The sequence below is a fragment of the Streptacidiphilus sp. MAP12-16 genome (genome assembly GCF_041262165.1).
GTDB lineage: Bacteria > Actinomycetota > Actinomycetes > Streptomycetales > Streptomycetaceae > Streptacidiphilus.
Genome location: NZ_JBGCBY010000035.1, coordinates 16930 through 43589, shown reverse-complemented (window position 1 = coordinate 43589; position 26660 = coordinate 16930). Strand labels below are relative to the sequence as shown.

At 70.5% G+C, this 26660-nt stretch carries 20 protein-coding genes and 1 riboswitch; of the genes, 9 read left to right on the top strand and 11 right to left on the bottom strand.

The window, feature by feature from the left end; all coding sequences use genetic code 11:
- Positions 1-8: 8 nt before the first annotated feature.
- Positions 9-680 (bottom strand): GntR family transcriptional regulator, encoded by a 672-nt coding sequence (locus ABIA33_RS32970; protein ID WP_370086835.1) that lies wholly within the window; start codon positions 678-680, stop codon positions 9-11.
- A gap of 527 nt (positions 681-1207) precedes the next feature.
- A riboswitch (cyclic di-AMP (ydaO/yuaA leader) is annotated at positions 1208-1400 on the top strand.
- 5 nt (positions 1401-1405) lie between these two features.
- Here ABIA33_RS32970 and ABIA33_RS32965 point away from each other — a divergent pair.
- Complete coding sequence (locus ABIA33_RS32965; RefSeq protein WP_370086833.1) at positions 1406-2539, top strand: transglycosylase family protein; 1134 nt, start codon at positions 1406-1408, stop codon at positions 2537-2539.
- Between the two features lie 179 nt (positions 2540-2718).
- Positions 2719-4368: a serine/threonine-protein kinase gene (locus tag ABIA33_RS32960; protein ID WP_370086831.1), complete on the top strand. Its 1650-nt coding sequence runs from the start codon at positions 2719-2721 to the stop codon at positions 4366-4368.
- Positions 4369-4460: 92 nt separating this feature from the next.
- On the opposite strand, the gene ABIA33_RS32955 is transcribed toward ABIA33_RS32960, so the two are convergent.
- The 3 genes from ABIA33_RS32955 to ABIA33_RS32945 all read right to left on the bottom strand — a co-directional run bounded on the left by ABIA33_RS32955 (position 4461) and on the right by ABIA33_RS32945 (position 8117).
- A complete protein-coding gene (locus ABIA33_RS32955) occupies positions 4461-6134 on the bottom strand; it encodes an MFS transporter (protein ID WP_370086926.1) in 1674 nt (557 codons plus the stop codon).
- A gap of 122 nt (positions 6135-6256) precedes the next feature.
- Positions 6257-6706 (bottom strand): MarR family winged helix-turn-helix transcriptional regulator, encoded by a 450-nt coding sequence (locus ABIA33_RS32950; RefSeq protein ID WP_370086828.1) that lies wholly within the window; start codon positions 6704-6706, stop codon positions 6257-6259.
- A gap of 127 nt (positions 6707-6833) precedes the next feature.
- On the bottom strand, positions 6834-8117 hold the full coding sequence (locus ABIA33_RS32945; RefSeq protein WP_370086924.1) for a peptidase S8: 1284 nt from the start codon (positions 8115-8117) through the stop codon (positions 6834-6836).
- Between the two features lie 293 nt (positions 8118-8410).
- Here ABIA33_RS32945 and ABIA33_RS32940 point away from each other — a divergent pair, with 293 nt between their 5' ends.
- Positions 8411-9100, top strand: coding sequence for a lysophospholipid acyltransferase family protein (locus tag ABIA33_RS32940; RefSeq protein WP_370086826.1), 690 nt, complete (start codon positions 8411-8413; stop codon positions 9098-9100).
- Between the two features lie 210 nt (positions 9101-9310).
- Here ABIA33_RS32940 and ABIA33_RS32935 read toward each other — a convergent pair whose 3' ends face one another.
- The gene (locus ABIA33_RS32935) at positions 9311-10939 is read right to left on the bottom strand and encodes a PucR family transcriptional regulator (RefSeq protein ID WP_370086824.1); all 1629 of its coding nucleotides are present in this window, start codon (positions 10937-10939) and stop codon (positions 9311-9313) included.
- 380 nt (positions 10940-11319) lie between these two features.
- Between ABIA33_RS32935 and ABIA33_RS32930 the strand changes: the two genes are divergently transcribed.
- On the top strand, positions 11320-12771 hold the full coding sequence (locus ABIA33_RS32930; protein ID WP_370086822.1) for a gamma-aminobutyraldehyde dehydrogenase: 1452 nt from the start codon (positions 11320-11322) through the stop codon (positions 12769-12771).
- Between the two features lie 111 nt (positions 12772-12882).
- On the opposite strand, the gene ABIA33_RS32925 is transcribed toward ABIA33_RS32930, so the two are convergent.
- The 5 genes from ABIA33_RS32925 to ABIA33_RS32905 all read right to left on the bottom strand — a co-directional run bounded on the left by ABIA33_RS32925 (position 12883) and on the right by ABIA33_RS32905 (position 17586).
- Positions 12883-13470, bottom strand: a complete 588-nt coding sequence (locus ABIA33_RS32925; RefSeq protein WP_370086820.1) for a helix-turn-helix domain-containing protein — start codon at positions 13468-13470, stop codon at positions 12883-12885.
- A 199-nt stretch (positions 13471-13669) separates the two neighbouring features.
- A complete protein-coding gene (locus ABIA33_RS32920; RefSeq protein WP_370086818.1) occupies positions 13670-14794 on the bottom strand; it encodes an ABC transporter ATP-binding protein in 1125 nt (374 codons plus the stop codon).
- A gap of 5 nt (positions 14795-14799) precedes the next feature.
- A complete protein-coding gene (locus ABIA33_RS32915; RefSeq protein ID WP_370086816.1) occupies positions 14800-15636 on the bottom strand; it encodes an ABC transporter permease in 837 nt (278 codons plus the stop codon).
- The gene (locus ABIA33_RS32910) at positions 15623-16519 is read right to left on the bottom strand and encodes an ABC transporter permease (protein WP_370086814.1); all 897 of its coding nucleotides are present in this window, start codon (positions 16517-16519) and stop codon (positions 15623-15625) included. Before ABIA33_RS32910 ends, ABIA33_RS32915 begins: the two co-directional genes overlap by 14 nt.
- Positions 16501-17586, bottom strand: a complete 1086-nt coding sequence (locus ABIA33_RS32905; protein ID WP_370086811.1) for an extracellular solute-binding protein — start codon at positions 17584-17586, stop codon at positions 16501-16503. The genes ABIA33_RS32910 and ABIA33_RS32905 overlap by 19 nt, the downstream gene beginning before the upstream one ends.
- A 618-nt stretch (positions 17587-18204) precedes the next feature.
- On the opposite strand from ABIA33_RS32905, the gene ABIA33_RS32900 reads away from it, so the two are divergent.
- The 5 genes from ABIA33_RS32900 (at position 18205) to ABIA33_RS32880 (ending at position 24961) form a co-directional block, all read left to right on the top strand.
- Positions 18205-19707, top strand: coding sequence for a sodium:solute symporter (locus tag ABIA33_RS32900; protein ID WP_370086809.1), 1503 nt, complete (start codon positions 18205-18207; stop codon positions 19705-19707).
- Between the two features lie 111 nt (positions 19708-19818).
- Positions 19819-20793, top strand: coding sequence for an agmatinase (gene speB, locus ABIA33_RS32895; RefSeq protein ID WP_370086807.1), 975 nt, complete (start codon positions 19819-19821; stop codon positions 20791-20793).
- Complete coding sequence (locus tag ABIA33_RS32890) at positions 20790-22430, top strand: thiamine pyrophosphate-binding protein (protein ID WP_370086805.1); 1641 nt, start codon at positions 20790-20792, stop codon at positions 22428-22430. The genes speB and ABIA33_RS32890 overlap by 4 nt, the downstream gene beginning before the upstream one ends.
- Before the next feature lie 179 nt (positions 22431-22609).
- Positions 22610-23458, top strand: a complete 849-nt coding sequence (locus tag ABIA33_RS32885; protein WP_370086803.1) for a peptidoglycan recognition protein — start codon at positions 22610-22612, stop codon at positions 23456-23458.
- Positions 23459-23770: 312 nt separating this feature from the next.
- Entirely contained in the window at positions 23771-24961 is a 1191-nt protein-coding gene (locus tag ABIA33_RS32880; RefSeq protein WP_370086801.1) for a phosphodiester glycosidase family protein, read from the top strand.
- A 79-nt stretch (positions 24962-25040) separates the two neighbouring features.
- On the opposite strand, the gene ABIA33_RS32875 is transcribed toward ABIA33_RS32880, so the two are convergent.
- A complete protein-coding gene (locus ABIA33_RS32875; RefSeq protein WP_370086798.1) occupies positions 25041-26630 on the bottom strand; it encodes a M1 family metallopeptidase in 1590 nt (529 codons plus the stop codon).
- Positions 26631-26660: the final 30 nt, after the last annotated feature.

Sequence of the window (26660 nt, the reverse complement as noted above, 5' to 3'; positions counted from 1 at the left end):
GGTCTGCCCTACTCCGCTTCGTTCTCGGGGAAGTTGCGCGCCACGAAGGCGCTGATGTGGCCGCGCATCAGCTCGCGTACGAGATCCGCGTCGCCGGCCTGTGCGGCCCGCAGGATCTCCCGGTGCTCCTGGGCCTCCCGCTGCCAGGACGGCTGCCGGGCCCAGGCCGCGCTGGACACCAGGGCCGTCTGGTCCCGCAGCTCATCCAGCGACTTCACCAGCAGCGGGTTGCCGCAGCCCGCGTAGAGGGCCCGGTGGAACGCCCGGTTCGCCAGCGAGCGGTCGGCCGCGTCCGCGGCCTGGTCGGCCCGTTCCAGCGCGAGCGCCGCCTCGCCCCAGTCGCCGCTGGACACCACTGCCGTGCGCCCGGCCGCGACCGGCTCCAGCAGCAGGCGCATGTCGTATACGCAGCGCGCCAGCTCCCGGTCGACCTCGCGCACCGCCGCGCCCCGGTAGGGGCTCATGGTCACCAGGCCGGAGCCGGCCAGCGTCTTCAGCGCCTCGCGCACGGGTGTCTTGGAGACCCCCAGACGCTCGGCCAGCTCGGTCTCGACGAGCGCCTGCCCAGGCTTCAGCTCTCCGATGAGGATCGAGTGCTTGATGGCGTCCAGCACCGCCTCGGTCCGGGACGGGAGGGCGCCGGGCCGGGAGCGGCCTGGCTGGGCGAGTGTGTCGGACACGGTTCCGGCTCCAGGGGTGTGCGTCGGGCGAAGCTGGTGCCTCGGCGGGCCAGAAGCCCGGATCGAGATCTCATATATGATGTGCCGCAGACGCTAGGACCGGCCGAGAGAGGTGTCAAGGGTCACAGCACCCAGGACCCTCCAGCCTTCAACCCGTGCCACCACGCTTGCGCGATCCATCGACGGGGGATTCAGGCCGCCGTAACCTCACAGCTCGTCATATATCAGACGTCACCAAGGAGAATCCTCCTACGTGGCCGCCACCCGTCCTGCTCGCGGCAACTGACACCCGTTCAGCCCGGACTCTGGGGGAGCGACCCCCGCCACCGCCCTCCCGGGCCAATAGCTGGCGCTGCGTCAATTGTGCATCTACCTATGCAAACAGTACTTTCAAATCAAGTAGTACCTATATAGGAGAATACGGACATTACGCCAACCTGTGCTTCCTGTGGCCATCGTCACAGGAAGTTGCGGTACAGGCCTCCTTCTGCTTAGCGTGCAGCCTGTTCGCACTTAGCGGAACCCAGAACTCCGGAACGCCGAATCCTGCCGCCGGAGGCCAAGGGCGCTCACAACCACCCACGACGGCAGGGGCGGGGGAACCAGGTAAGTCGCCGCAGCCCAACGGGCTGCGGCTTGGGGTGAAGCCGTGCTCAGCGCGGCCGGGCTACCTCACGGCCCGAATCCGACAGCTCACCTCGCAGGCGTCGGAGAGGATTCCTGCCATGCTTCTGTCCGGAAACGGCCGCCATCGTCGCCCCCGCACGAACCAGACCAAGCGCCTGGTCGCCACCGCCGGTGTCGCCGGTGCGGGCATAGCCCTCCCGCTGGTCGGCACGACCAGCGCCTTCGCCGCCCCGGTCTCGACCTGGGACGCAGTCGCCCAGTGCGAGAGCACCGGCAACTGGTCCATCAACACCGGCAACGGGTACTACGGCGGACTGCAGTTCTCCGCCTCCACCTGGGCCGCGTACGGCGGCACCCAGTACGCCGCCACCGCCGACCAGGCCACCAAGGACCAGCAGATCGCCGTCGCGGAGAAGGTCCTCGCCTCGCAGGGCCCGACCGCCTGGCCCATCTGCGGCCCCCAGGCCGGCCTGAGCCAGGGCGGCGCACCCGCCAACGTCAGCACCGCGGCAACCGGCTCCAGCACCACGTCCGTTCCCAGCAGCCACACCGCCTCCGCCCCGGCCGCGGCCAAGCACGCGGCGACCTCGGGCACGGTGAAGCACGCGACCGCGCAGCCCGCCGCCAGCGGCGGCACGTACACCGTCGTCTCCGGCGACTGGCTGTCCACCATCGCGCAGTCCCACCACGTGTCCGGTGGCTGGCAGGCGCTCTACCAGGCGAACAAGGCGACTCTGACCTCCGGCCCGAACCTGATCTACCCGGGCCAGCGCCTGGTGCTCAGCGGCGGCCAGGCGACCACCTCCGCCGACCACGAGGACTCGGCCCCGGCCTCCTCCTCGACTCAGAGCAGCAGCACCCATTCGGCCGCGCCCTCGACGTCGAACGCGACCTCGACTGGGACCTCGACCTCGAACGCGACCAACGCCTCCGCCTCGACCCTCACTGGCGACCCGCAGTCCATCGCCGCGCAGATCGTCCCGGCCGACCAGCTCGCCTCGTTCGACCAGATCATCTCCCACGAGAGCAGCTGGAACGTCAGCGCGACCAACCCCTCCTCCGGTGCCTACGGCCTGCCCCAGGCCCTGCCCGGCAACAAGATGGCCTCCGCCGGCGCCGACTGGCAGACCAACCCGGCCACCCAGCTCCGCTGGGCCCTGGACTACATGAACACCACCTACGGCAGCCCCAACCAGGCCTGGGCCTTCTGGCAGGCGCACAACTGGTACTGATCGACCCGAGAACGAAGAGCCCGGCATGCAACCTGACGCATGCCGGGCTCTCCGCACGCTCCCTCAGCGCGCCCGGGCGAGAAAGACATCGGTGACCTGGAGCACGTCGATTCCTCCGCCATGGTCGTCGAGCACGCGGCGGGTCTCCCCGAGTGCCTGCTTCTCCTACTATGTCGGGCATGAACACTGGGGGGCCGGCGATACGGCTCATCGACGACCGCTTCGAACTGCTGCAGCAGCTGGGCGGCGGAGGCATGGGCCTGGTCTGGCGGGCGCGCGACATCGCACTCCAGCGCGAGGTCGCGCTCAAGGAGGTCCGCCCGCTCGACCCGGCGATGGCGGCCGCCGACCCGGCCGGTGCTCGGGAGATGCGCGAGCGAGTGCTGCGCGAGGCGCGGTCCCTCGCCCGGCTCCAGCACCCGAACGTCGTGACCATCCATCACATCGTCGACACCGACGAGCATCCGCACCCCTGGCTCGTCATGGAGCTGGTCAGTGGCGGCAGCCTCGCCGACCGCCTGGCCCGCGACCCGCTCTCCGTTCCGGAGGCCGCCAGGATCGGACGCGGTGTGCTCTCCGCCCTGCGCGCCGCCCACGCTGCCGGCATCCAGCACCGGGACGTCAAACCCGGCAACGTCCTGCTGCGCACCGACGGCACGCCCGTCCTCACCGACTTCGGCATCGCCGCCATGCACGGCGCCACCGCTCTCACCGCCACCGGCTCGCTGATCGGCTCACCCGAGTACATCGCACCGGAGCGGATCCGCGGCGAGGAGGGCAACCCGGCCTCAGACCTGTGGTCGCTCGGCATGATGCTGTATGTCGCCGTCGAGGGCTACCACCCGCTGCGCCGGGCCACCACGCTCGCGACCCTCGCCGCAGTGCTCGACGAACCGCTGCCGCCGCCGCAGCGCGCTGGGCAGTTGGGCCCGGCGCTGTCCGCCCTCCTCGCCCGGAACCCTGCAGCCCGCCCGGACGCCGACCGACTCGACCGCCTGCTGGCGGCGGCCGAGTACGGCGGGGGCGCCGCGCCGACCGACGCCCCGCCGACCAGGGAGCCGACGTTCCTCGACACCCCGAAGCCCGCCACCCCCGCCGCCACCCCCGCCGCCCCCAGTGCACCGGCCGACCGCAGGCCCGACCAGCTGTCGTTGGTGAAGCACCCCGCCCAGCCGTCGCCCCCGCCCCAGCCCCCGCCCCACCGCAGACGTGCCGCGGTGCTGACCCTCTCCATCGCCGCGGTCGCCCTGACCGGCACCCTCGCCTGGAACCTGAGACCGGGTCACAGCACCGCCACCGGCGCGGCCGGCAGTACCAGCAGCCCCGTCCAGGGCGTGACCACCTCCGGCGGTCCCCAGACGACACCCGTCCCCGCACCGACCGCTCAGCCGGACCTGCTCACTCCCGCCGGGTTGCGCGCCACTATCAAGGCGATGCGCCCGCTGATGGCCGGCACCAAGGTCGAGGAACTCGACGTCTACCCCGGCTACGCGAGCGCCGACGTTCCGACCCAGGCCGATCCGGCGCTGTACGACCGGATCGACTACCGCGACGGCAGCGCCACCCGCTCCCCGGGCGGCACGGTGATCTCCGACAGCAAGCCGGTGGACCTGCAGGGCTTCGACTGGAACGTCCTCCCGGCGCTGCTCATGAAGGCCCAGGCGACCTTGAACGTCCCCCATCCGACCAGCCGCTACATCATCGTCGGCCCCGACATGTTCGACGGCACACCGACGATCCGGGTCTACCTCGCCGACGACTACGGCAGCGGCTACCTGTCGGCCGATACCAAGGGCGTCGTGAAGAAGACCTACCCGCGCGGCTCCTGAGCGCCCCGTCCGCTGCTACTCCTCCTTCGCGACGGCCGTGACCCACTCGTCGACCGTGGCGGCCTCGGCCACGATGCCCTGCTGAACGTCCATCACGAGGAGGGCGCTTTCTCACATGCCTGCTGTCCTTTGAGCGAGTCGGTCGGATGGTCCGATCCGGCTTTGTGGTGGCGACCGCGCAGCGCCGAGGCGAGCGCACCGACCAGGGCCATGACCGCGGCCACGCTGAAGACGGTGACGAGTCCGTGGTGGAACGGTCCGGAGACCAGAGCCGGGAAGAAGCGCGTTCCGGTCAGCGTCCGCACGCTGCCGGCGGGCAGGGTGTGCAGGACGCCGCTGGGTCCGAGCAGGTTGCTGATCGGGTTGTCGCCCAGGAACGTGGCGAACAGCGTGCTCACCGGCGGCAGCCCGGCGACCTGCGTGGCCGTCCCCGGGGGCACCCCCTGTCCCTGCAACCCGCTGTTCAGTGCGTGCGGGAGCGTCCCGCCCAGGCCGGCGATCATCAGGGAGAAGAACAGCCCGATCGACAGGGCGGTGCCCGAGTTCTGCAGCGTCGAGCGCATGCCCGAGGCCACCCCGCGCTGCCCCGGCGGCACGCTGCCCATGATCGCCGAGGTGTTGGGGGCGGAGAACATCCCCTGCCCGAGCCCGCTGAACAGCAACAGGGCGGCGAACGCCGGATAGGGGAAGTTCACCGGCAGCAGAAGCAGGCCCACGAACGCGACGGCCACCACGACCAGCCCGGTGGTGGCGAAAAGCCGCGCGCCGAAGCGGTCCGAGAGGTAGCCGGACGTCGGCCCACCGATCAGGAACCCGATGGTCAACGGCAGCATGAAGATACCGGCCCACAACGGGGTGCGCGCGAAGTCGTAGCCGTGCAGCGGCAACCAGATCCCCTGCAACCAGATGATCAGCATGAACTGCATGCCGCCGCGGGCGATCGACATGAGCAGAGCCGCCACGTTGCCGGCGGCGAAGGCGCGGCTGCGGAACAGTCCGAGCCGGAACATCGGCTCGGCGATCCGGGTCTCGGCGATGCAGAACGCGGCGAGCAGCAGCACTCCCGCCCCCATCCCGCCCAGCACCCAGGGATTGGTCCATCCGGTCGACCGGCCGCCGTAGGGCTGGATGCCGTAGGTGACGGCGGCGAGCAGGGCGGCGGCCCCCGTGGCGAAGGTGATGTTGCCGACCCAGTCGATGCGGCCGGGACTCCGGGATCCGGTCTCGCGCAGGCTGCGGTAGGACCAGATCGTGCCGGCCACCCCGATCGGGACGCTCACCCAGAACACCGCACGCCAGTCGATGGTGGCCAGCAGGCCACCGAGGAGCAGTCCGAGGAACATGCCTGCCAGCGCGGTGATCTGATTGACCCCCAGGGCCATTCCGCGTTGCCGGGAAGGGAAGGCGTCGGTCAGGATCGCCGCCGAGTTCGCCGTCAGCATGGACCCGCCGACGGCCTGCACCATCCGGAAGCCGATCAGCCACAGTGCGCCTCCGCCGCCCTTCAGCGGATCGACCGAGAGGGCGAGCGAGGCGCAGGCGAAGATCGCGAAACCCAGGTTGTACATCCGGACCCGGCCGAACATGTCGCCGAGACGGCCGAGGGCGACCACGAGCACCGCGGAGACCAGGGTGTAGCCCAGGATCATCCAGAGCAGGTAGCCGATGTTGCCGGGCGCCAGCGGGTCCAGGCCGATGCCGCGGAAGATCGCCGGGAGTGAGATGATCACGATCGTGCCGTCGATCGCGGAGATCAGCACGCCCATCGTCGTGTTGGACAGCGCGACCCACTTGTAGCGTCCGCCCCCGCCCCTGCCCCCGTCGCCTGCGCCGCCTCCGTCGCCTACGCCGGTGTCGCGTTCGTCGGCCGCGTTCCGCCGCCGGGGTATCACAGCCGCTCCCCGAGCCGGTCGAGCAGCGGCAGCACCGCGAGCAGTTCCCGTCGCTCGGCGGGAGTGAGCTCCTGCTCGAGGACGGTGCTCAGGTGCTGCACCGATTCGGAGCGGCGGTCGGCCATCACCTTGCGGCCGGCGTCCGTCACCGAGACCACCGCACGGCGGCCGTCGGCGGGATCCTGACGACGGCTCACCAGACCGCGCAGCTCCAGCGCGGCCAGGGTGGTCGCCATGGCCTGTGGGCGCACCCGCTCCGACTCGGCGAGCGACCCTGGGGAATCCGGGCCCTCCCGGTCCAGTCGCGCCAGGACGGACGACTCGGACAGGGTCACCTCCCCCACGGTGTGGGCCTGCCGCATCCTGCGCGCGATGCGCCCCACGGAGAGCCTGAGCGCCGCTGCGACCTCGGCGGCGTCGTCTGCGGGTGGTCTGGTGTCATCCATAGATAGTAACAATAGCTTAATCAATCCATCGTAACTACTACGCCGGGTCCAGGTCCCGGAACAAGCGCGTGTGCCCGGCCCGAAGGGTCGGGCCGGGCACACGCGACGAGCTGCGGTCGGGTCGGGTTCAGCCGGTGAAGGCCGCCGTTCCGTTTGGGGTTCCGAGGCCGGTCGGGCCGTCGTAGCCCGCCCCGGCGTTGCACAGGTAGGAGGGCGAGCAGGTGCCGTTGGCTCCGGAGGTGACGTCGTAGAGGGACGAGGTGTTGGCGTACGCGTCGGAGGCGGGCACGGTGCTGCTCCCAGGCGTTCCGGCGAGTGCGTACACCGAGGCGATGATCGGGGAGGAGGCGCTGGTGCCGCCGTAGACGTTCCAGCCGGAGGCGCCGTAGGTGTCGTAGACGGCGACTCCGGTGGCGGGGTCGGCGACGGCGGAGACGTCGGCGACGGTGCGTCCTGAGCAGCCGGTGTCGGTCTGCCAGCTGGGCTTGGACGAGTACTGCGAGCAGCCTGAACCGGTGCCGTTGCCGCCGGCAGTGGTGCCCCAGACCGATTCGGTCCAGCCGCGGGAGCTGGAGTCGGCGCTGAGCGAGGTGCCGCCGACGGCGGTGACGTAGGGCGAGGCCGCGGGGTACTCCACGCCGTAGCCGGCGTCGCCCGCGGAGGCGGTGATGGCCACGCCGGGGTGGTTGAAGTAGCTGCTGTCGTAGCCCGAGTCGGAGGAGGACTCCGAGCCCCCGTAGCTGTTGGAGACGAAGCTCGCCCCGAGCGAGACGGCCTCGTTCACCGCGGTACCCAGGTCGTCCATGCTCGCGGAGTTGGCCTCCACCAGCAGGATGTTGCAATTGGGGCAGGTGGCGCTGACCATGTCCAGGTCGAGTGATATCTCACCGGCCCAACCGCTGTCGGCCGTGGGGTAGCTGGTGCCACCGGTCTGGTCGACCTTGCTGAAGCAGCCGCCGGCGCTGGTGCAGGCCGGCAGTCCGTACTGGCTGCGGTAGGCGGCGAGGTCGGACTCCGCGTTGGGGTCGTCCATGGCGTCGACGATCGCGACGGTCTCCCCGGAGCCGTTGGACGCCGCGGCGGAGCCCAGGTTGTAGGCGCTCTGGATGTCCGTGGGCCCGTAGCCGGACGGGGTGGCCGCAGCGGCGGCGTTCGCGGACAGGCCGGAGACGCGCCCGGCCGCCTTGGACGTCGCGGTGGTGCCACTGGTGACGCGGAGCGCGTTGCAGGCCATGTAGCCGCGCTTCTTCGGCACGGCGCAGGAGCGGGTCCAGGTCACATGGTGGTGGTGCGCCCGGGCAGTTGACGCCGCGCCCGCCGGGGCGGCTGCGCCGAGTCCGGCGACCGCGAGCCCGACTGCGGCGGTGAGGGCGATGACGGCGCGGCGGGCGTGCACCGTGAAGTAGTTGATGCGCAAGGCGCAGACTCCTCTGGAACGTGGGGGCTGGAGCTGGGCGTAGGGGTGGCGACCCGGCGGGCTTAGTAGATCATGCACATGACAGGCAGGTTGCCGCCTCTGGACTTCCTGCTGACACAGAGTTCTCCACGCCGCTAACGCCTCGCCGACGCGGCGCTAACGTCCCTGCCGGCGCCGCTGCCGATCAGCCCGGCACCGACGGCACGTCGACGAGACCCGCTGGGGTGCACGTACTCGGGCGTGCGTACTCAGGCGCACCGGGCGCGGTTGGGACCAGGATGGGCGCCATGCTCAGCGACATCGCCCGCCGCGTCGTCCCCGCCCTCGGGCGATTCCAGGTCACCACCGACCACACGCACCCAATCGCGCCCGGCAGCATCGTGGCCGCGAACCACAGCTCGCTGATCGACCCGGGGCTGGTACTGGCCGCGCTCGCCCGCGTGGACGCGCGCGACCCGGTGGTGCTGGCAGCGGCCGGTCTGTGGCGCGTCCCTCTGCTGGGCACCCGGCTGCGCGCGGAGGGCCACATCCCGGTCCACCGCGGCGGCCCGCGCGCCGCCGAGGCACTGGAGTTGGCGGCACAGGCCATCGTCCGCGGGCGGATCGTGGTGATCTACCCGGAGGGGAGACTGCCGCGCCGACGCGACTCCGCCGACTGCGATCCCGAGCCCTTCCGCTCCGGCGTGGCCCGGCTCGCCCTGGCCACCGGGGCTCCCGTCGTCCCGCTCGGGCAGGTGGGCGCCCGCCGGGTCGTCTCCGGTGGGCGGATCAAGCAACTCGCCGGTGTGCTCACCGCGCCGCTGCGTCGACCCCGGCTGCACGTGCACCTCGGCGCTCCGCTCCACCTCACCGGCTCGCCGGACCAGGCCACCGCTCAGGCGCACACCGCCGTCGCCGCAGCCCGGCTCACCGCCGCCGAGCACATCGCCGTGCGCACTCGCGTGGAGGGGGAAGCCACGGAGGCGCTGCGGCTATAGACCGACCGGCACATGGGGGGTGGGTGAAGGAGCGGGGCGAGAGAGGGGGCACCCCCGGACGAAGTTTGGGGGAGAGTCTGGGCGGGGCGGAGGAAGGAGCCATTGCGGAGCACTGGCGACTGACGACAACCCGGTCAGGCGAGAGCCTCCCCCACCCTTCGGGCGGGAGGTGCCCCCTTGCCTGCGACGCCCCCCATGTGCCGGTCGGTCTCAGGCTGACTCGTCCTCGCCGGGCAGCCAGCGCAGTGCGAACCACAACTCCATCCGCACATCCGCGTCCGCGAGATCGACGTCCAGAAGTGTGGCTATCCGGCCGATGCGCTGCCGCACCGTGTTGCGATGCAGGTCAAGGGCGATTGCTGTCCGGTCCCAACTGCCGTGCAGGGACAGCCAGGTCCGCAGCGTGTCCAGCAGCGCCTCCAGGCCGGGCGACCCCGCTTCGATGAGTGGTGCGAAACGGGTATGGGCCAGCGCCCGCGCATCGACGGGCGCGACCAGGGCGTGCAGGCTCAGTTGATCGCCGTTGTGGTGGACGACGTGGCTGCCGGTGCCCAGCGCCCGGCGTAGCGCGCGCTCGGCGCGGTTGGCGGCGAGCGGGAGATCGGCGGCCGTCGCGGGCGGGCTGATGCCCAGTGTCCAGCCGAGCCTGGCAGTGGTCTCGAAGCCGGGTGCGGCTCCCCCCTCCACGTCGGACCCACGATCGTCAAGGGGGACGACGGCGCACAGCGTGTCGCCCTCGATCTCCAGATAGGGGGTGCCGAGGGCGGTACCCAGGGCCGCGACGTGGACCGGGGCGGAGGGCGGCTGGGATCCGTCCACAACTGCGGTGCGGCGCCCCTGGACCACGACCCAACGGGCTGGACCGGCTGGGTCGGGGAGGGCGGTGGCCGGGTGCAGCAGCGTGGCGACTTCCGCCGCGTCCGCGCCCAGCAGGACTCGAACCAGTGCGGCCGCGCTTCGGGTGTCCCCGCCCAGCGCGTGTCGCGGCCCGGTGAGAAGTGAGAGCAGGACGACGCCGACTCCCGTCACCGACCGGTCCACGGCCGAGAGTTGCGCCGAGGTCACGAGGCCGAGCACCAGCGGGGTGGCGGTGTCGCCGCCGGGCAGCGTGTGCGCGACGAGCTGCGTCCCGCAATGGTGCTCGGTTGCCGACCCCGGGGTGCGAATGGCGAGTTGCCGGTCCACCGCGGACCGCCGCCGTGCGCCCAAGTCGCCCGCGAGCGCGCGCAGCCGCTCCGGCATCGGCTCGGCTGGACGCCTACCGGCGGTGAAGAGTTCACGGCCGTCGCCGTCCATGAGCAGGGTCCACGCGCCGAGGTGGGAAGCCAGCTGCCGCAGGACGGCCTCCACCGCGTCCGGCCGGGCCGCGGCCGAAGCCAGGGCGGCCTGGGCCTGGGACATTCGCTGCAGGTCTCGGCTGCGGGCCTCGGCCATGGCCAGGTAGACCGCCCGCCCGATGGCGACGAACGGCGTCTGCGGTGGCACGCGGAGCAGCGGCAGCCCTTCTCGGTCGCAGGCTTCGACCAGCTCCGCCGGTACCTCGGCGTGTACCGGGGCGACCCCGAAGCCGAGGGCAGCCACCCCGACCCGGACCAGCCGACGGACGTAGGAGTCGATCTCCTCGGCGGCGGCCGGCAGGTGCCTACCTGCGGTGAGCAGCAGTTCGCCGCCCAGCAGGTACTGGGTCGGATCCTCCCACTCGGTGGTGTGGACCATGGCGACCGGCCGGTCATCGGACGGTCCGGCGATCTGCAGCAGCTGTAGTTCGGGGTGGGCGAGCACCTCCCGCAGAGGCACGGCGGAGAGATAAGCGGTCGGCTCGCGCTCGGGTTCAGGCATGACGGTTTCCTCTGCCGATCGGAACGAGACTCACTGCCGCACGCCGATCCTGGTGTGCACAACATCCATCATGGAGCCTACTGGCAGATGAAACCTACACTTCCTCCTGCTTGCGGCCGCGGTTAGGTTCGTACCGCGACACAGCAGACGCGATCCCCAGCCCAACCGACGCCGTCCTGCCTGCCCGCCTCCGCGAGGTCGAACTCACTAGTTGCAGCCCTGAACCGCGCTCAGTCCGGCGCGATGCAGGGCTGCAACCGCGCGCCAGTCGGGTCTCAGCAGTGGGCCCGCCAGGACGGCGATTCGGCACGCCTGCCCCGGGCGCGCCAACCCCAGGGGGTTCGCCTACCCAGATCAACCACGCAGAAAGACATGGCCCCATGAGCGAACCCGGCAAGCTGCGCAACTACATCAACGGCGCGTACACCGACGCGGCCGACGGCCGGACCACCGAGGTGATCGACCCCGCGACGGGCGAGGTCTACGCGACCGCGCCGCTCTCAGCAGCGGCGGACGTCGACAAAGCCATGGCCGCCGCGGCAGTCGCCTTCGAGAGCTGGCGCGACACCACCCCGTCGGTGCGCCAGCTGGCCCTGCTCAGGATCGCGGACGCGGTCGAGGCGCGGGCACGGGAGCTGGTCGACGTTGAGTGCCGCGACACCGGCAAGCCGAGGGGGCTCACCGCCGCCGAGGAGATACCCCCGATGGTGGACCACATACGATTCTTCGCGGGCGCGGCCCGCCTGCTGGAGGGCAAGTCCGCGGGCGAGTACCTGCAGGGCACGACCTCCTTCGTCCGCCGCGAACCGGTCGGTGTCTGTGCCCAGGTCGCACCATGGAACTACCCCATGATGACCGCGGTATGGAAGTTCGCCCCGGCCATCGCCGCCGGAAACAGCGTGGTGCTCAAGCCGTCGGACACGACCCCGGCCTCCACGCTGCTGCTCGCCGAGATCGTCGGGGAGGTCCTGCGAGGGCTGGGTCTGCCCACCGGCGTCCTCAATGTGATCTGCGGTGACCGGGAGACCGGCAGCCTGATGGTGGAGCACCCCACCCCCGCGATGGCAGCCATCACCGGCTCGGTGCGAGCGGGCATCCAGGTCGCCCGGAGCGCCGCCAAGGACGTCAAGCGGGTCCACCTGGAGCTGGGCGGCAAGGCCCCGGTCGTGGTCTTCGAGGACGCCGACATCGCCGCCGCGGTCGAAGGCATCACCGCGGCCGGGCTCTTCAACGCGGGCCAGGACTGCACCGCGGCCACCCGCGTGCTGGTGCAGCACGAGCTCCACGACGAGTTCCTGGCCGCCCTGACCAAGGCTGTCGCGGCCACCAGGACCGGCCATCCGGACGACCCGGACGTGCAGTACGGCCCGCTCAACAACGCCAACCAGCTCGCGCAGGTGGCCGGTTTCGTCCAGCGCCTCCCGGCCCACGCCACGATCGAGACCGGCGGCCACCAGGTGGGTGACAAGGGCTACTTCTACTCCCCCACGGTCGTCTCCGGCCTGAAGCAGGACGACGAGATCATCCAGAACGAGGTTTTCGGCCCGGTCATCACCGTGCAGCGGTTCACCGACGAGGAACAGGCTGTCGCCTTCGCCAACGACGCCCAGTACGCCCTCGCGTCATCCGTCTGGACCAGGGACCACGCCCGCGCCATGCGGATGTCCCGGCGCCTGGACTTCGGTTGCGTCTGGATCAACACCCACATTCCGCTCGTGGCCGAGATGCCCCACGGCGGCTTCAAGAAGTCCGGCTACGGCAAGGACCTCTCCGCCTACGGCTTCGAGGACTACACCCGCATCAAGCATGTGATGACCGCGACGGCGGGCTGACCGCTTCGCGCGACATCGGAAGTCCTGCCTCGGCCCTCGGCCGGCTCGTTCAGCCGGCCGAGGGCCGAGGTCCGACGGTCACAGATCACAGATCAGAGGTCAGAGGTCGGGCTAGGAAGCCCCACTCCACGGCGCGGGCACGAGGACCCAGATCATCTCGGCACCCCGCGTGGCGTCCGGGTTCTTCCAGTTGTGCGGCTCACCTCCGGCGAAGGTCAGCGCGTCCCCCGCTTCGAGTCGGGTGCTGGACTCGCTGAAGCGCAGCTCGATGGCGCCGTTGAGGACGTACGCGGTCTCGAGTTCGCAGTTGATCGTGTACAGCTCGCGTCCACCATTGCCGCCGGGTTCGACGATCGAGTGGATCAGCTGCAGCCGCGACTGCCCGCGCGGGGTCATCAGTCGCTCGGCGACACCGGTACCGCCGAGGTTGATCACCGGCGCTTCGGCGCGACGGACAAGCCCCACCTCCGCAGACTCGAACAGCGATCCGACCTGCAGGGAGAGCACCTCGCACAGGGTCAGCAGGGTGACCACGCTGGGCGAGGTCTCGTCGCGCTCCACGCGGCTGATGAAACCCTTGGTCAGCCCGGTCACGTCGGCGACCTGTCCGATGGTGAGCCGATTGGCCTGACGCGCCGCACGCAGCCCCGCGCCGATCTGCAGCTTGGTGTTGCGTGGCGAGACAGGCAGTGCTCTCAAGGGGTCCCTCCTCCTGCACTGCTCTCGCTCACGCAGTATCGCCCCAGAGACTAGCGCGCCTGTTCGGCGATGTGCCGCAGGAACGACGGCCGAGGTGCCGACTCCGCCGTCCGGCGGAGTCGGCACCTCGGGCCGACCGGACGCGACCCCGGCAGCGGTACGTCCCCCGCGGGTCACGCCCCGGGCGGGGCCGTTCTCGTCAGGACTCGAGGACCAGCAGCTGGGCCTCGTCCTGCTCCCACCCGACGAAGACCTCGCCGTCGAGTTCGCGCGCGGTGCGCCGTCCCGCCGAGAGTTCGCGCAGCAGCAGGTCCTGCCCTCCCACCCGCAGGCGGTGACGGATGGTCGCACCGAGGTTGGTGGAGGTCACCACTCGGCCGCTCGCACTGTTCTCCGTGCGGTCGGCGGGGATGAAGGCCAGATGCTCAGGGCGGATGGACACCGCGTACCGATCGCCGCTCGCGCCGCGGTCCCGCACACGGCCCACGCCGAGCTCGCCGAGATCGACGACGGCGGTCTCGCCCGAGCGTTCCAGCACGGTGCACGGAAGGAGGTTGGCGTCGCCGAGGAAGTTGGCCACCCAGTCGTTCACCGGGTGCGCGTACACGTCGTCCGGCGCGCCCTGCTGCACGATCCGCCCGTCGCGCATCACCACGATCCTGTCGGACATGGACATGGCTTCGTCCTGGTCGTGGGTGACGAACAGAACGGAGATCCCCAGCGACCGCTGGATGGTCTTGATCTCCTCCTGCATCTGCTCGCGCAGCCGCTTGTCCAGCGCCGCCATCGGCTCGTCCAGCAGGAGCGCCGAGGGATTGAAGACCAGGGCGCGGGCCAGCGCAACCCGTTGCTGCTGTCCTCCGGAGAGTTCGCGCGGTCGACGGTCTCCCAGCTTCGCCAGGCCGACGCGCTCGAGGGCCTCCTCGGCCCGCTGACGCCGCTCCGCCGGACGGACCCGGCGCATCCGCAGCGCGAACTCGACGTTCTCCCGAGCGCTCAGGTGCGGGAACAGGGCGTAACTCTGGAACACCACACCCAGGTTGCGGTCCTTCGGGGGGAGCTTGTCGACGGGCCGGCCGTTGATCAGGACCATGCCGGAGGTGAGTTCCTCGAAGCCGGCGACCATCATCATGGTCGTCGTCTTGCCCGAGCCGCTCGGACCGAGCAGTGTGACGAACTCGCCGGGGTGGACCGTGAGATCGATATCGTCGACTGCCGTGACGTCACCGTAGGTCCGGCGCACCCGGCGCAGTTCGATGGAACCCTCCTCCTGGTTCCCGGTCGTCGGGTCGGCGGCTGTCTGGAGCGGAGATGAGGTAGTCATTGAGCTCACCCTGTCTGGTCGGCGGCTGCCGATGTCAGCGGCAGCATCCGGGCGTTGGAACGGCGGCGGAGCATGAAGGAGACCTGCACCAGCAGCCCGAGCGTGGCGGCGGTGACCAGCATCGCCGAGGAAACCGCGATCTTCGGCGTCAGGTTGTACTGGATGTCGGTGAACATCTTGACTGGCAGCGTCGTCGCGCTCGGCGACTGCAGGAACAGGGCGATCACGGTCTCGTCGATGGAGACCGAGAAGGCGAAGAGCGCCCCCGCCACGAGACCGGGCCGGATGACGGGCAGGTACACGAAGCGCGCCACCGACAGCCAACCCGCACCGAGGCTGCGAGCCGACCGAACCAGGGCCGGATTGAGTCCGGACAGGCTGGCGCGGACCGTGAGGAACGCGTACGGCGTGGCAACCACCGCGTGGGCGAGGCCGATCGGAAGAATGGTGCCGACCAGGCCGAGGGACGTGAAGAACTGGTAGAACGCCAGCGCCAGGACGATGGCGGGGACGATCATGGGGGCGAGGATCACCCCGGTCAGCAAGTTGCGTCCGGGAAACCGCCGTCCGTGCAGGGCCACGGCGGCGCTGCCGCCCAGCAGCACGGCGAGTCCCACGGCGATGCCGGCGGCTTGCAGGCTCGCGGCCACGGCTGAGGTCCAGGCCGGGTCGCTGAGGAATCCCGAGACGGCGTCGAGGGAGAAGTGGGCGGGCGGGAAGGTGATGTACCGGCTCTGGTTGAACGCCATCGGCACCACGATCAGGGTGGGCACGACGAGGAAGACAAACACCGGCACGGCTGCCAGCAGCGCCGGCGAGAATCGAGAGCTAGCCGACTTCATGGGCACCTCCGGCGCGAAGGATCCGCTGGTACACCGCTACCAGCACGCTCACCATGGCGGTGAGCAGCAGCGCGAGTGCGGACGCACCTGCGAAGTCGGTCAACTGCAGGGCATAGAAGCCGATCTGATTGGCAATCATCATGTCTCCTGGGCCGCCGAGCACGACCGGGGTGATGAAGAAGCCAGTGCTGATGATGAACACCAGCAGTCCTGCGGCCGAAACGCCCGGCGCCGTGAGCGGAAGGATGACCCGGCGGAAGACCGACAACTCGCCGGCGCCCAAGGAACGTGCGGCCAGCTCCAGCCGGTTGTCGATCGCGGCCAGCGCGGCGAAGATCGGGAACACGGCGTAGGGGAGCAGGTAGTGCACCATCCCGACCACCACGGCGAAGCGGTTGTGCAGCAGCGCGAGCGGATGGTCGGTGATCCCGAGTCCCTGCAGGGCACTGTTCACCATCCCGTTGTCCTGCAGCAGGACTGCCCAGGCGAAGTTCTTCACCAGGACTCCGGTCCAGAACGGCAGCAGCACCAGGGCGAACAGGATGACGCGCATGAGCGGACCGCGACGCCAGATCACGACGGCCAGCAGATAGCCGAGCACGATCGTCGCGAGCGTGGACAGCGCGCTGATCTCCAGCGTGTTCACCAGTGATCTGATCACCAACGGGTCCTGGAGCACCCGCTGGTAGGCCTGGTCGTGCAGGCTGGAGGCGACCAGCCGCCCCAGCGGGGTGAGGAAGAAGACCGCGTCGAAGAGGGCGCACGGCGCGAGGAGGAGCAGCCAGCCCTTGCGGAAGCGCAGAGTGCGCCTGCGGGTCGTGGCGCCGGCGGCCGGGGCGGGCACTGCGGTGGCGAGGGGCATCGTCAGCTCGCCGCCTGCCACAGCTTGAAGGTCTGCTCCGTGGCCTTGAGGTTCTTGGCCCACCAGGCGTCGTCACGGACCAGGATGCTGCCGGCCAGTTTCGGGCTGGTGGGCAGGGAGTCGGCGACGGCGGCGGGCAGCTTCGCAAGTGCTGCGGTGTTCGCCAGCGTGAGATTGGTCGTCTGGTCGAAGTCCGCCCCGGCGTCCGCGTCATTGCTCATGAAGTCCATCAGCCGGAACGCTGCCTCCTTGTTCCTCGCGCCCTTCGGGACGACGAAGTAGTCGCCGGCGAGGACTCCGTTCGAGGAGGAGAAGTTCAACTTGGCGCCGTCCTTGCGAGCGGCGTTGATCCGGTTGTTGAAGCTGGTCGACAGTGCGACCTCGCCCGAGGTCAGCTGCTGGATCGGCTCCTGGTTGGCGGTGTGGTAGATCAGCTTGTCGCGTCCGGGGTGCTGGGCGAGGTAGCGCAGGGCGGCGTCCACGTCCAGAGGGTAGATCCGGTCGAAGGGGATGCCCTCGGCCAGCCGGGCGGCCTCGAGTATCGAGCTGTCCGACAGCTGCCCGTAGACGGATCGCTTGGTGGCATACCGGCTCTGGTCGAAGAACTGGGCCCAGTTCGTGGGCGCCTGGGCGTCGGGGATGTGCGTCTGGTCCCAGGCCATGACGAACAGGAAGCTCAGGTACTTGATGCCGTAGTCCGCTTTCGCATAGGACGGCAGCCCCGTGTCGCTGATGATGTTGTAGTCGAACTTCTCGAGCAGTCCTTCGCTGACTGCCTGGACGTACTCGGGGGCGGTCAGCTCCACGAGGTCCCACTGCACGTCACCGGACTGCACCTGCGTCTTGAGGGCGGCCAGGCTGGTGTTGGCGAGCAGCGTCGGGCGGATGCCCGTCTTCTTCTGGAACGGCGTCAGGATCGTCTTCGTCAACTGGTCGTTGTAGGAGCCGCCGTACGAGGTGACAGTGACGGTCTTGTTCGCGGGACCGCTGTCGGAGGACTTGGTGCTGCAGGCGGTGAGAAGGCTCCCCGCGAACGGAGCCGCGACTGCGGCGAGGGCACCCGTCTTCAGAAGTGACCGACGGCTCATGGGGGTTGTCGTCTGCTCAGTCATGCGTGGCATGGCCTCTCTTGTGCATGTCGCTCATGCGGGGATCGGGCGATGAGAGCTGCGGCCGCGCAAGGGGGAAACGTGCCGCGTGGTGGAGTCGAGGGCGTGACCGCCCTGGCACGGCTGTGGCCGGCCACTGGGGCGTTGCGGGGTTCGGCCCGGCCTGCGCGCCTCGAACGCATGGACCTTTGAACGATCGATGGCTCGTTCGGACTGCGTCACATCGCCGCCGGGTGCCGCAAACCATAGGGCGCGGTTGTCTGAGCGTCAACGATTGTTTTCCAGGAGACACACTCGGACGTTGGCCCAGTGCAAAACATCCACTGATATGTCGAATAATAGATGGAACGTACACTTCCCCTGGGCCACTGCCCGGCCTAGGTTCGGAACCGCGATACAGAGGACGCCGGCCGTCCCCGGAACCCAGCGCGGGTCGGGCGGCACCGTCTCCGCATCCACCCTTTCCCGGTACGGGCCCGGTCCGCCGTCAGGCGGCCCCGGGTCGGCTCCGTCACGTCGCCGCATCCCCACGGTGCGACGGCGACACCCCCACAACACCCGGCCCCCGCGCGGCGGCCGACCGGATCGGAGGACCGCATGGCCGTCGACTACATCGTGATCGTCGCCTACCTGATCGGCATCGTCGGAGTCGGATGGTGGGGCAAGCGACGCGCCCGCTCCAAGAGCGACTTCCTGGTCGCCGGGCGACGGCTGGGACCGCTGATGTACACCGGCACCATGGCCGCGGTGGTCCTCGGCGGCGCCTCCACCATCGGCGGGGTGCGTCTCGGCTACACCTACGGACTGTCCGGCGCGTGGATGGTCTTCGCGATCGGCCTCGGCCTGCTCGCGCTGAGCATCTTCTTCTCCGCCCGAATCGCCCGGTTGCGCGTCTACACCGTCGCCGAGATGCTCTCGCTGCGCTACGGCGACGCGGCCAGCATCATCTCCGGGGTGGTGATGTGGGTGTACACGCTGATGCTGGCGGTCACCTCCACCATCGCCTACGCCAGCGTGTTCGACGTGCTCTTCGGGCTGCCGCGCTGGACCTCGATCATCATCGGCGGTGCGATCGTGGTCGGCTACTCCACGCTGGGCGGCATGTGGTCGATCACGCTGACCGACATGGTGCAGTTCGTGGTCAAGAGCATCGGCGTGCTGCTGCTCCTGCTGCCCATCGCGGTGGTCAAGGCGGGCGGCTTCTCGGGGATGGAGGCCAGGCTCCCGCACAGCTACTTCTCGCCGACCACTATCGGTGGCCAGACCATCTTCACCTACGTCCTGATCTACACCTTCGGGATGCTCATCGGCCAGGACATCTGGCAGCGGGTCTTCACCGCACGCAGCGACAAGGTCGCCGCCTACGGCGGCACGGTCGCCGGCGTCTACTGCCTGGTCTACGCCGTCGCCGGAGCCGTCATCGGCACCGCGACTAAAGCGCTCTACCCCACCCTCGACGGCGCCGACAGCGCCTTCGCCACGATCGTCAAGCACACGCTGCCGACCGGCGTGAAGGGCCTGGTGCTCGCGGCGGCGCTGTCCGCGATGATGTCCACGGCCAGCGGTGCGCTGATCGCCTCCGCCACCGTCGCCAACAACGACATCTGGCGCCGCGTCAAGGCGCTCGTCGGCCGGAGTCCCGAGGCAGGCACGCTCTCCGACCACGACGAGGTCCGCACCAACCGGCTGTTCATCCTGGTGCTGGGTATCGCCTCCATCGCGATCGCCTGTGCGCTCAGTGACGTGATCTCCGCCCTCACCGTCGCCTACAACCTGCTGGTCGGCGGTCTGCTGGTGCCGATCCTCGGCGGCCTGGTCTGGAAGCGCGGCAACCTGCCGGGCGCACTGGCCGCCGTGGTCTCCGGAGGCGTCACCGTCAGCGCGTTTATGGTCGTCAAGGGCGTCCTGGCCAACGAGCCCATCTACTACGGCCTGGGCGTCAGCCTCTTCGCCTACCTCCTGGTCAGCCTGGTGACCCGGCCCACCGACGCGGCGGTACTCGACGCCTGGCGCCGCCGCCTCGCAGACGAGGCCACGGCGCCGGTGGGGACGGACGCACGCGCCGCCGCCGAGCTGGACGCGCCGGCAGCCGCGCTCTGACGCGGGCCCACCGCCGCAACCCTTCGAGACCGCGCCCCATCTGCCGGAAGGTCCAAGACCGATCGCACCCGGCGCGATGATCAAGCACCATCCGGAAGGAACACCCCCGCCATGACCAACGCAGAACCGCGAGGCCCTGTCGACTCCTCGCGTATCCCCCGCTACGCCGGGCCGGCCACCTTCGCTCGGCTGCCGCGCCTCGACGAGGTGGCCCGCGCGGACATCGCGGTGGTCGGAGTCCCGTTCGACAGCGGGGTCTCCTACCGGCCCGGTGCGCGGTTCGGCGGCAACGCCGTCCGCGAGGCCAGCCGTCTGCTGCGCCCGTACAACCCGGCCCAGGACGCCTCGCCGTTCGCCCTCGCGCAGGTCGCCGACGCCGGCGACATCGCGGCCAACCCCTACGACATCCACCAGGCCGTCGAGACCATCGAAGCCGCCGCCGACGAACTGCTCGCCTCCGGCGCCCGGTTGGTGACCCTCGGGGGCGACCACACCGTCGCCCTGCCGCTGCTGCGCTCGGTGGCCAAGAAGCACGGCCCCGTCGCACTACTGCACTTCGACGCCCACCTCGACACTTGGGACACCTACTTCGGCGCCGAGTACACCCACGGCACCCCGTTCCGCCGCGCCGTCGAGGAGGGCATCCTCGACACCGAGGCGCTCTCCCACGTCGGCACTCGCGGACCGCTCTACGGCAAGCAGGACCTGACCGACGACCAGAAGATGGGCTTCGGCATCGTCACCTCCGCCGACGTGATGCGCCGCGGCGTCGACGAGGTGGCCCAGCAACTGCGCGAGCGCGTCGGCGACCGCCCGCTCTACATCTCCGTCGACATCGACGTCCTCGACCCCGCCCACGCCCCCGGCACCGGCACCCCCGAGGCGGGCGGTCTGACCTCCCGCGAACTGCTGGAGATCCTGCGCGGCCTGGCCGGCTGCAACCTCGTCTCCGCCGACGTCGTCGAGGTCTCCCCCGCCTACGACCACGCCGAGATCACCGCCGTCGCCGCCTCCCACACCGCCTACGAGCTCACCACCCTGATGGCCTGTCAGATCGCGGCGACCCGTACGGAGGAAGGCAAATGAGTCACGTCCGCAACGGAGGCGACCTGGTCGTCGAGTCGCTGAGCGCCCTGGGCGCCGAGTGCGTCTTCGGCATCCCCGGCCAGCACGCCCTGGGTCTCTTCGACGCCCTCAGCCGCTCCTCGCTGCGCTACGTCGGTCTGCGCGTCGAGAACAACGCGGGCTTCGCCGCCGACGGTTACGCCCGCACCGCCCGCACCGTCGCGCCGCTGCTGCTGTCCACCGGCCCCGGTGCGCTGACCTCGCTCGCCGCGCTGCAGGAGGCGGCGGCCGCCTCCGTCCCCGTGCTCGCGATCAGCAGCCAGATCCCCAGCGCCGGGCTCGGCGGCCGTCGCAAGGGCTATCTGCACGAACTCGTCGACCAGCAGGCCAGTTTCCGCGACATCGTGAAGTCCGTGCACATCGCGCGCACCGCCTCCCAGATCCCCTCCGCCGTCGCCGCGGCCTGGGAGTCGGCGCTGACCGTCCCACCCGGTCCGGTCTGGGTGGAGGTGCCGCAGGACGTCCTGCTCGCGCCGACCAGCGTGCCGCCGGTCACCGGCCTTCATGCCGAACCGCGTGCGCTCGCCCCCCGGCCCGAACTCGTCGCCGAGGCCGCGGCGCTGCTGGCGCAGGCGCAGCGCCCGGTGGTCCTGGCCGGCGGCGGCGTCGTGCGGGCCGGGGCCACGGATCAGCTGCTGCGCCTCGCCGAGAAGCTCCGCGCCCCCGTGGTCAGCACCTTCGGGGCGAAGGGCGCCTTCCCCTGGCAGCACCCGCTCTCGCTGCAGTCCTGGCTGGAGGACCGGCACACCACCGACCTGCTCGAGGACGCGGACGTGCTCCTGGTCGTCGGCTCCGGCCTGGGCGAACTCTCCAGCAACTACCACACCTTCGCGCCGCGCGGCCGGCTCATCCAGATCGAGGCCGACCTCGGGAAGCTGGAGTCCAACCACCCCGCCCTCGGCATCCATGCGGACGCCGCGCAGGCACTGTCCGCGCTCTGCGACGCGGTACCGGCCAAAGCACCGGACGGCCGCGCCGAGGCGGTCGTCACCGACCTGCTCAAGCGCGTGCGCCATCGGATCGACGGCCAGGGACTCGACCTGGAACAGCGGATCCTCGCCGCGGTGCGCGACGCCCTGCCCGACGACTCCCCGGTCTTCTTCGACATGACGATCCTCGGCTACTGGGCCTGGTCCGCGTGGGACGCCCGCTCCCCCGGCGCCATGCACTCCGCCCAGGGCGCCGGCGGCCTGGGCTACGGCCTGCCCGCAGCGCTCGGCGCCGCCGCGGCACTGAACAGCGACGGCGGGACCAAGCCCGTCCTGGCCGTCTCCGGGGACGGCGGAGCGATGTACTCGATCGCCGAACTCGCCACGGCACTGCAGCACCGGCTCCCGGTCACCTGGCTGATCGTCGACGACGGCGGCTACGGCATCCTGCGCGAGTACATGAACGGAGCCTTCGGCCAGGCCACCGCCACGGAACTCACCCGGCCCGACTTCGTCCGCCTCGCCGAAGCCTTCGGCGTCCCGGCCACCGCGACCACCCCGGACCGCCTCCGCGACGACCTCGCCGCCGCCCTGGCCACCCCCGGCCCCTCCGTCGTCGTGCTCCCGGCCCTGCTCCGCATGTTCGAGCCCACCCACCTGCAACCCTGAGCCGTCACCGGTCCCCGTCCACACACCTTTCCTCCGGCCTCCGTCCGACCATGACACCCGAATGACCGGTGCGGATGCAGGTGGTGGAAACCGCGCATATCGTCGCCTTCATGCTCGTAGACCGGCGTCTGGTTTTGCGACGTGTGGCACAGGCGGCGCTCGTCTGCGGTGTCAGCGCGATGTCAGCTTCAAAGGCCCCCGCCCTGCCGCATGCGGCAGGGCGGGGGCCCGCACGTCCGACGGCCGCGCCGCGGGCGGTCCGCTGGGTGGTGGACCAGCCCGCGATCGTGCCCCGGGCGACCTGGGACACCACGCCGAGTCGAACCGGCCTGCCCGCGCCGCAGTACGCGAGCACGGCGAAAGCCGTATTCGTCCACCACACCGACAGCGGAAACAACTACCGGGCCACCGAGGTCCCCGCGATCATCAACAACATCGACGGAGACCAGACCGGGCGACGGGGCTGGGACGACATCGGCTACAACTTCCTGGTCGACAGGTTCGGCACCATCTACGAGGGTCGGCACGGCGGTATCGACAAGCCGGTGATCGGCGCCCACTCCAGCGGCTTCAACCTCGGCACCGTCGGCATCGCCGCCATCGGCACCTTCAGCGACGGAGCGGCGGTACCCGCACTGATGCTCGACGCGATCACCCGGCTGGTCGCGTGGAAACTGAGCCTCGCCGGGATCGACCCTCGCTCCTCGGTGACCCTCACCTGCAGCAACACCCTCAGCCGCTTCCGTGCGGGCAGCCAGGAGAGCTTCAGCGTGGTCTCCGGCCACCGTGACGCCGACTGCACGCTCTGCCCCGGCTCGGCGCTCTACAACTCGCTCCCCGACATCCGCACCGAGGCTGCGCGCATCCAGCTGCTCACCCGCCACGCCGCGTCCGACGTCGCGGAGGCCGGCCCGGGAACCAACGCGGCCGGCTGCCTGCATCCCGCCCCAGCCACCGAGCGCGCACCGCTCCGGCCAGCGCAGTGGCTTCCGACCAGGTCCGCCGCTCCCCGACCCGGCTGCCCGTAACGACCTGGGCAGCGATAGGGCTCGGTTCGGCGCGCGCCGTCGCAGTGACACTGTGCGGCTCCGCCGCGTGGCTCGATGGCAAGGCGCCGGGACGCCCTTGTAGCGGAGCTACTTGGGCCCGCGGCGCCAGCCGCTCATATCAGAGCGGCCCGGCCTCGCTCCGGGTGCCGGCTGATCCAGCCGGGAGCGGTGACAGCCAACCCCCCTCGGCGTGCGGGTGATTCACGTCGCGCTCGCGATTGGCCCGAGCGCAGACACGGCATGCATACACACAATATGTCTGGCTGTACTACGCGGGACGAGGAATACCCCATGATCGACCAGGAGGCCGTAGCCGCCGCGCCGGCACGTCGTCGCCGGCTGCCGTGGAAGCACCGGCGGGACCTGACACCGGCTCAGCTGCGCCGCAGGCGCATCGTCACCCGGAGCGTACTGGCGGCCGGGACGGTCCTTCTCGGCTGCCTGGGCTGGTCGATCGGCCAGGCCCTGACCTATCCGGGCAAGGACGGCGTCGCGGCGAGGCTCGCCGAATGGGGCCGGGACCACCACCTGGGTCTGGTCATCAACCAGCTCGAGGACTGGCAGTACCAGCTGAACCCGCCGAGGGTCGGCGGCTCGCTCTCGCCGGACGCCCTGGCCCGGATGCGGACGACGGTCACCCCCCTCCAGAACGCCGCAGTGCCGCTGCTCGCCCCCATGCCCACCAGCATCACGCCGGGGCTGCCGGGCGAAGGCGTCTGGCGGCCGTTGGTCACCTACCACGGCATGCCGCTCGTGCAGGGCACCTACATCCGCCCCGATGCCGAGCACTCCTCCTACGAGGCCGCGGTCGCCTGGATCAGCGCCGGCCATGCGCGTTTCCAACTGCACCCCGGCTTCCGCGAGCCCGGCGGGACCTTCTCCGTGCCGCCGACCATCCCGGTCGGCCAGCGCACCGGGCTCATCGCGACCTGGAACGGTGGCTTCCGGATCACTGACAGCACCTCACACGGCGGCTTCTACCTCGACGGACGCACCGACGGAACGCTGCGGGACGGCGCCGCCTCCGAGGTCTTCTACCGGGACGGCTCGATCCGGATCGGCAGCTGGGGCCGGGACGTGAAGATGACCCCCGACGTCATCGGCGTCCGCCAGTGCCTGCAGCTGATGGTCGACGGCGGCCGGGTGGCGGACAACATCGACGTTCCCTACGCCTACGGCTGGGCCTATCAGGGGAAGAAGTACGTGGAGCGTTCCGGGGTGGGCGTCACCGCGCGCGGCGACATCGTCATGGTGGTCGGAAAGGTCCTCTCCGCCCGCACCCTGGCGGAGCTGATGCAGCACGCCGGAGCCGTCCGCGCGATGCCACTGGACATGAACGGCGCCTGGCCCTCGTTCATGAGCTACGACTCGACCGCCAACCCGGCCAACCCGACCCCGGCCAACATCCTCGACTTCGGCGAGGCCGCCGACCGCTACTACACCCAGGCCACCCGCGACTTCGTCGCCGTCTACGCACGATGAGGCCGGCCCGGCCCGGGGCGGGCGCGACCCCGCCCCGGGCCGACGCCACCCCGGGCCGGCCATGGTCACGGCGTGGCGGTCACAGCGTGGCGCTCGCGTCGTGGCGCAGGCGCTGCGCTCCGGTTCCCGACCCGGGCGCGGGCCTGGTCGCCGGCGTGACGGTCCAGTCGGGGTGGCCGGGCATCTTCGGGGTCCTGGTGCCGTAGAGCCAGTCGTTGAGGAAGCCGGACTGGTCCCGGCCGGACACCTCGGACGCCACCGCGACGTAGTCCGCGGTCGTCGCGACGGAGTGCCGGTACCGCTCGAGGAAGGTGCGTTCGATCCGGTTGAAGGTGTCCTCGCCCACGGTCTGGCGCAGGGCGTACAGCACCAGCACACCACCGGTGTAGCGCTGGCTGTCCCACAGATTCGCGGCGCTGGGGGCGGCGACCGGACCGGAGTCCTGTCGCCACTGGTCACCTCTGGCGTAGGTGTACTTCATCCGGTCGTCCAGCGTGTTCAGGCCGAGCGAGTCGGTCCAGCCCTTCTCGTACCGGTAGAGCAGGCCGTAGTAGTCCGCGTGGCCCTCGTTCAGCCACAGGTCGGACCAGCTCGCGGGACTGACGCAGTTGCCGAACCAGGAATGCGTCAGCTCGTGCATCATGTGCGAGCCGATACTGCTCTCCGGGTCGAGCAGGAAGCCGGGCTTGTAGAGCGTCAGGGTCTGCGTCTCCAGACCGGTGAACTGGAAGGCGTCCGGGTCGTCGGAGTTGCACGGCAGCAGGCCGTAGGTCTCGAACGGGAACGGGCCCAGCCGCTGTTCGAGCCAGCCCAGCATGCCCGGCGTGAGCGCCAGCGCCGGTTCGAGCGCGGCGGCGCGCGAGGTCGGGACGATGTCGCGCAGCGGCAGTCCGCCCGGCCCCTGACGGGTTCGCACCGTGTAGTCGCCCACCGAGATCTGCACCAGCTCGGTGGCCATCGGATGCCGGGAACGGTAGAGGTACGTGGTCTGCGGCGCGCCGGTCATGGTGCTGGTTCGGGTGGTGGCGACCAGGGAACCGTTGGCGACCGCGAACAGGCCCTCCGGCACCGTGATCCGAAAGTCGAAGGCGGCCTTGTGGCTGGGGTGGTCGTTGCAGGGGAAGACGGTGTGCGCCGACTGCGGCTGGCCGGCCGTCGCGAACCCGTCGGGTGTGGGGACCCACCCGGTGTGCGGCAGGATCCGGCGCGGGTCGGCGGTGTAGTCGACCTCGACGGCGAACCCGCCGCGGTCCGGCAGGCACGAGTGAGGGATGACCAGCAGCTTCTCGCCGCGCTGCTGGTAGCCCGCGGATCGGCCGTTGACGCGCACTCCGTGGATGTCCAGCCCGAGCGCGTCGAGTGAGAACCCGGACAGAGCCTGCGTCGCATACGCGCTGAGCGTCGCGGTGGCGTCGACCAACCGGGTGTCGGCCCGCCAGGTGAGGTCCAGGTGGTACGCCTCGACCTGGTAGCCGCTGTTGCCCAGCTCGGGGAAGACCCGGTCGCCGACCGAGCCCCCGCCCGGCGCGCCGGTGCCCGTCCGCCCTCGTACCCGCCCCCGAGCCGGTGCGAGCCGGTCGGCGGCCCGCGCCGCCGGGCCGGCGGCGAGCGAGGCGGCCATCGTGAGCAGGGCGGCCACCGGAGCCGTCACCCGGGTTCGGTATCGCATATGTCTCGTTCCGTCGCGGTTCGTGCACGC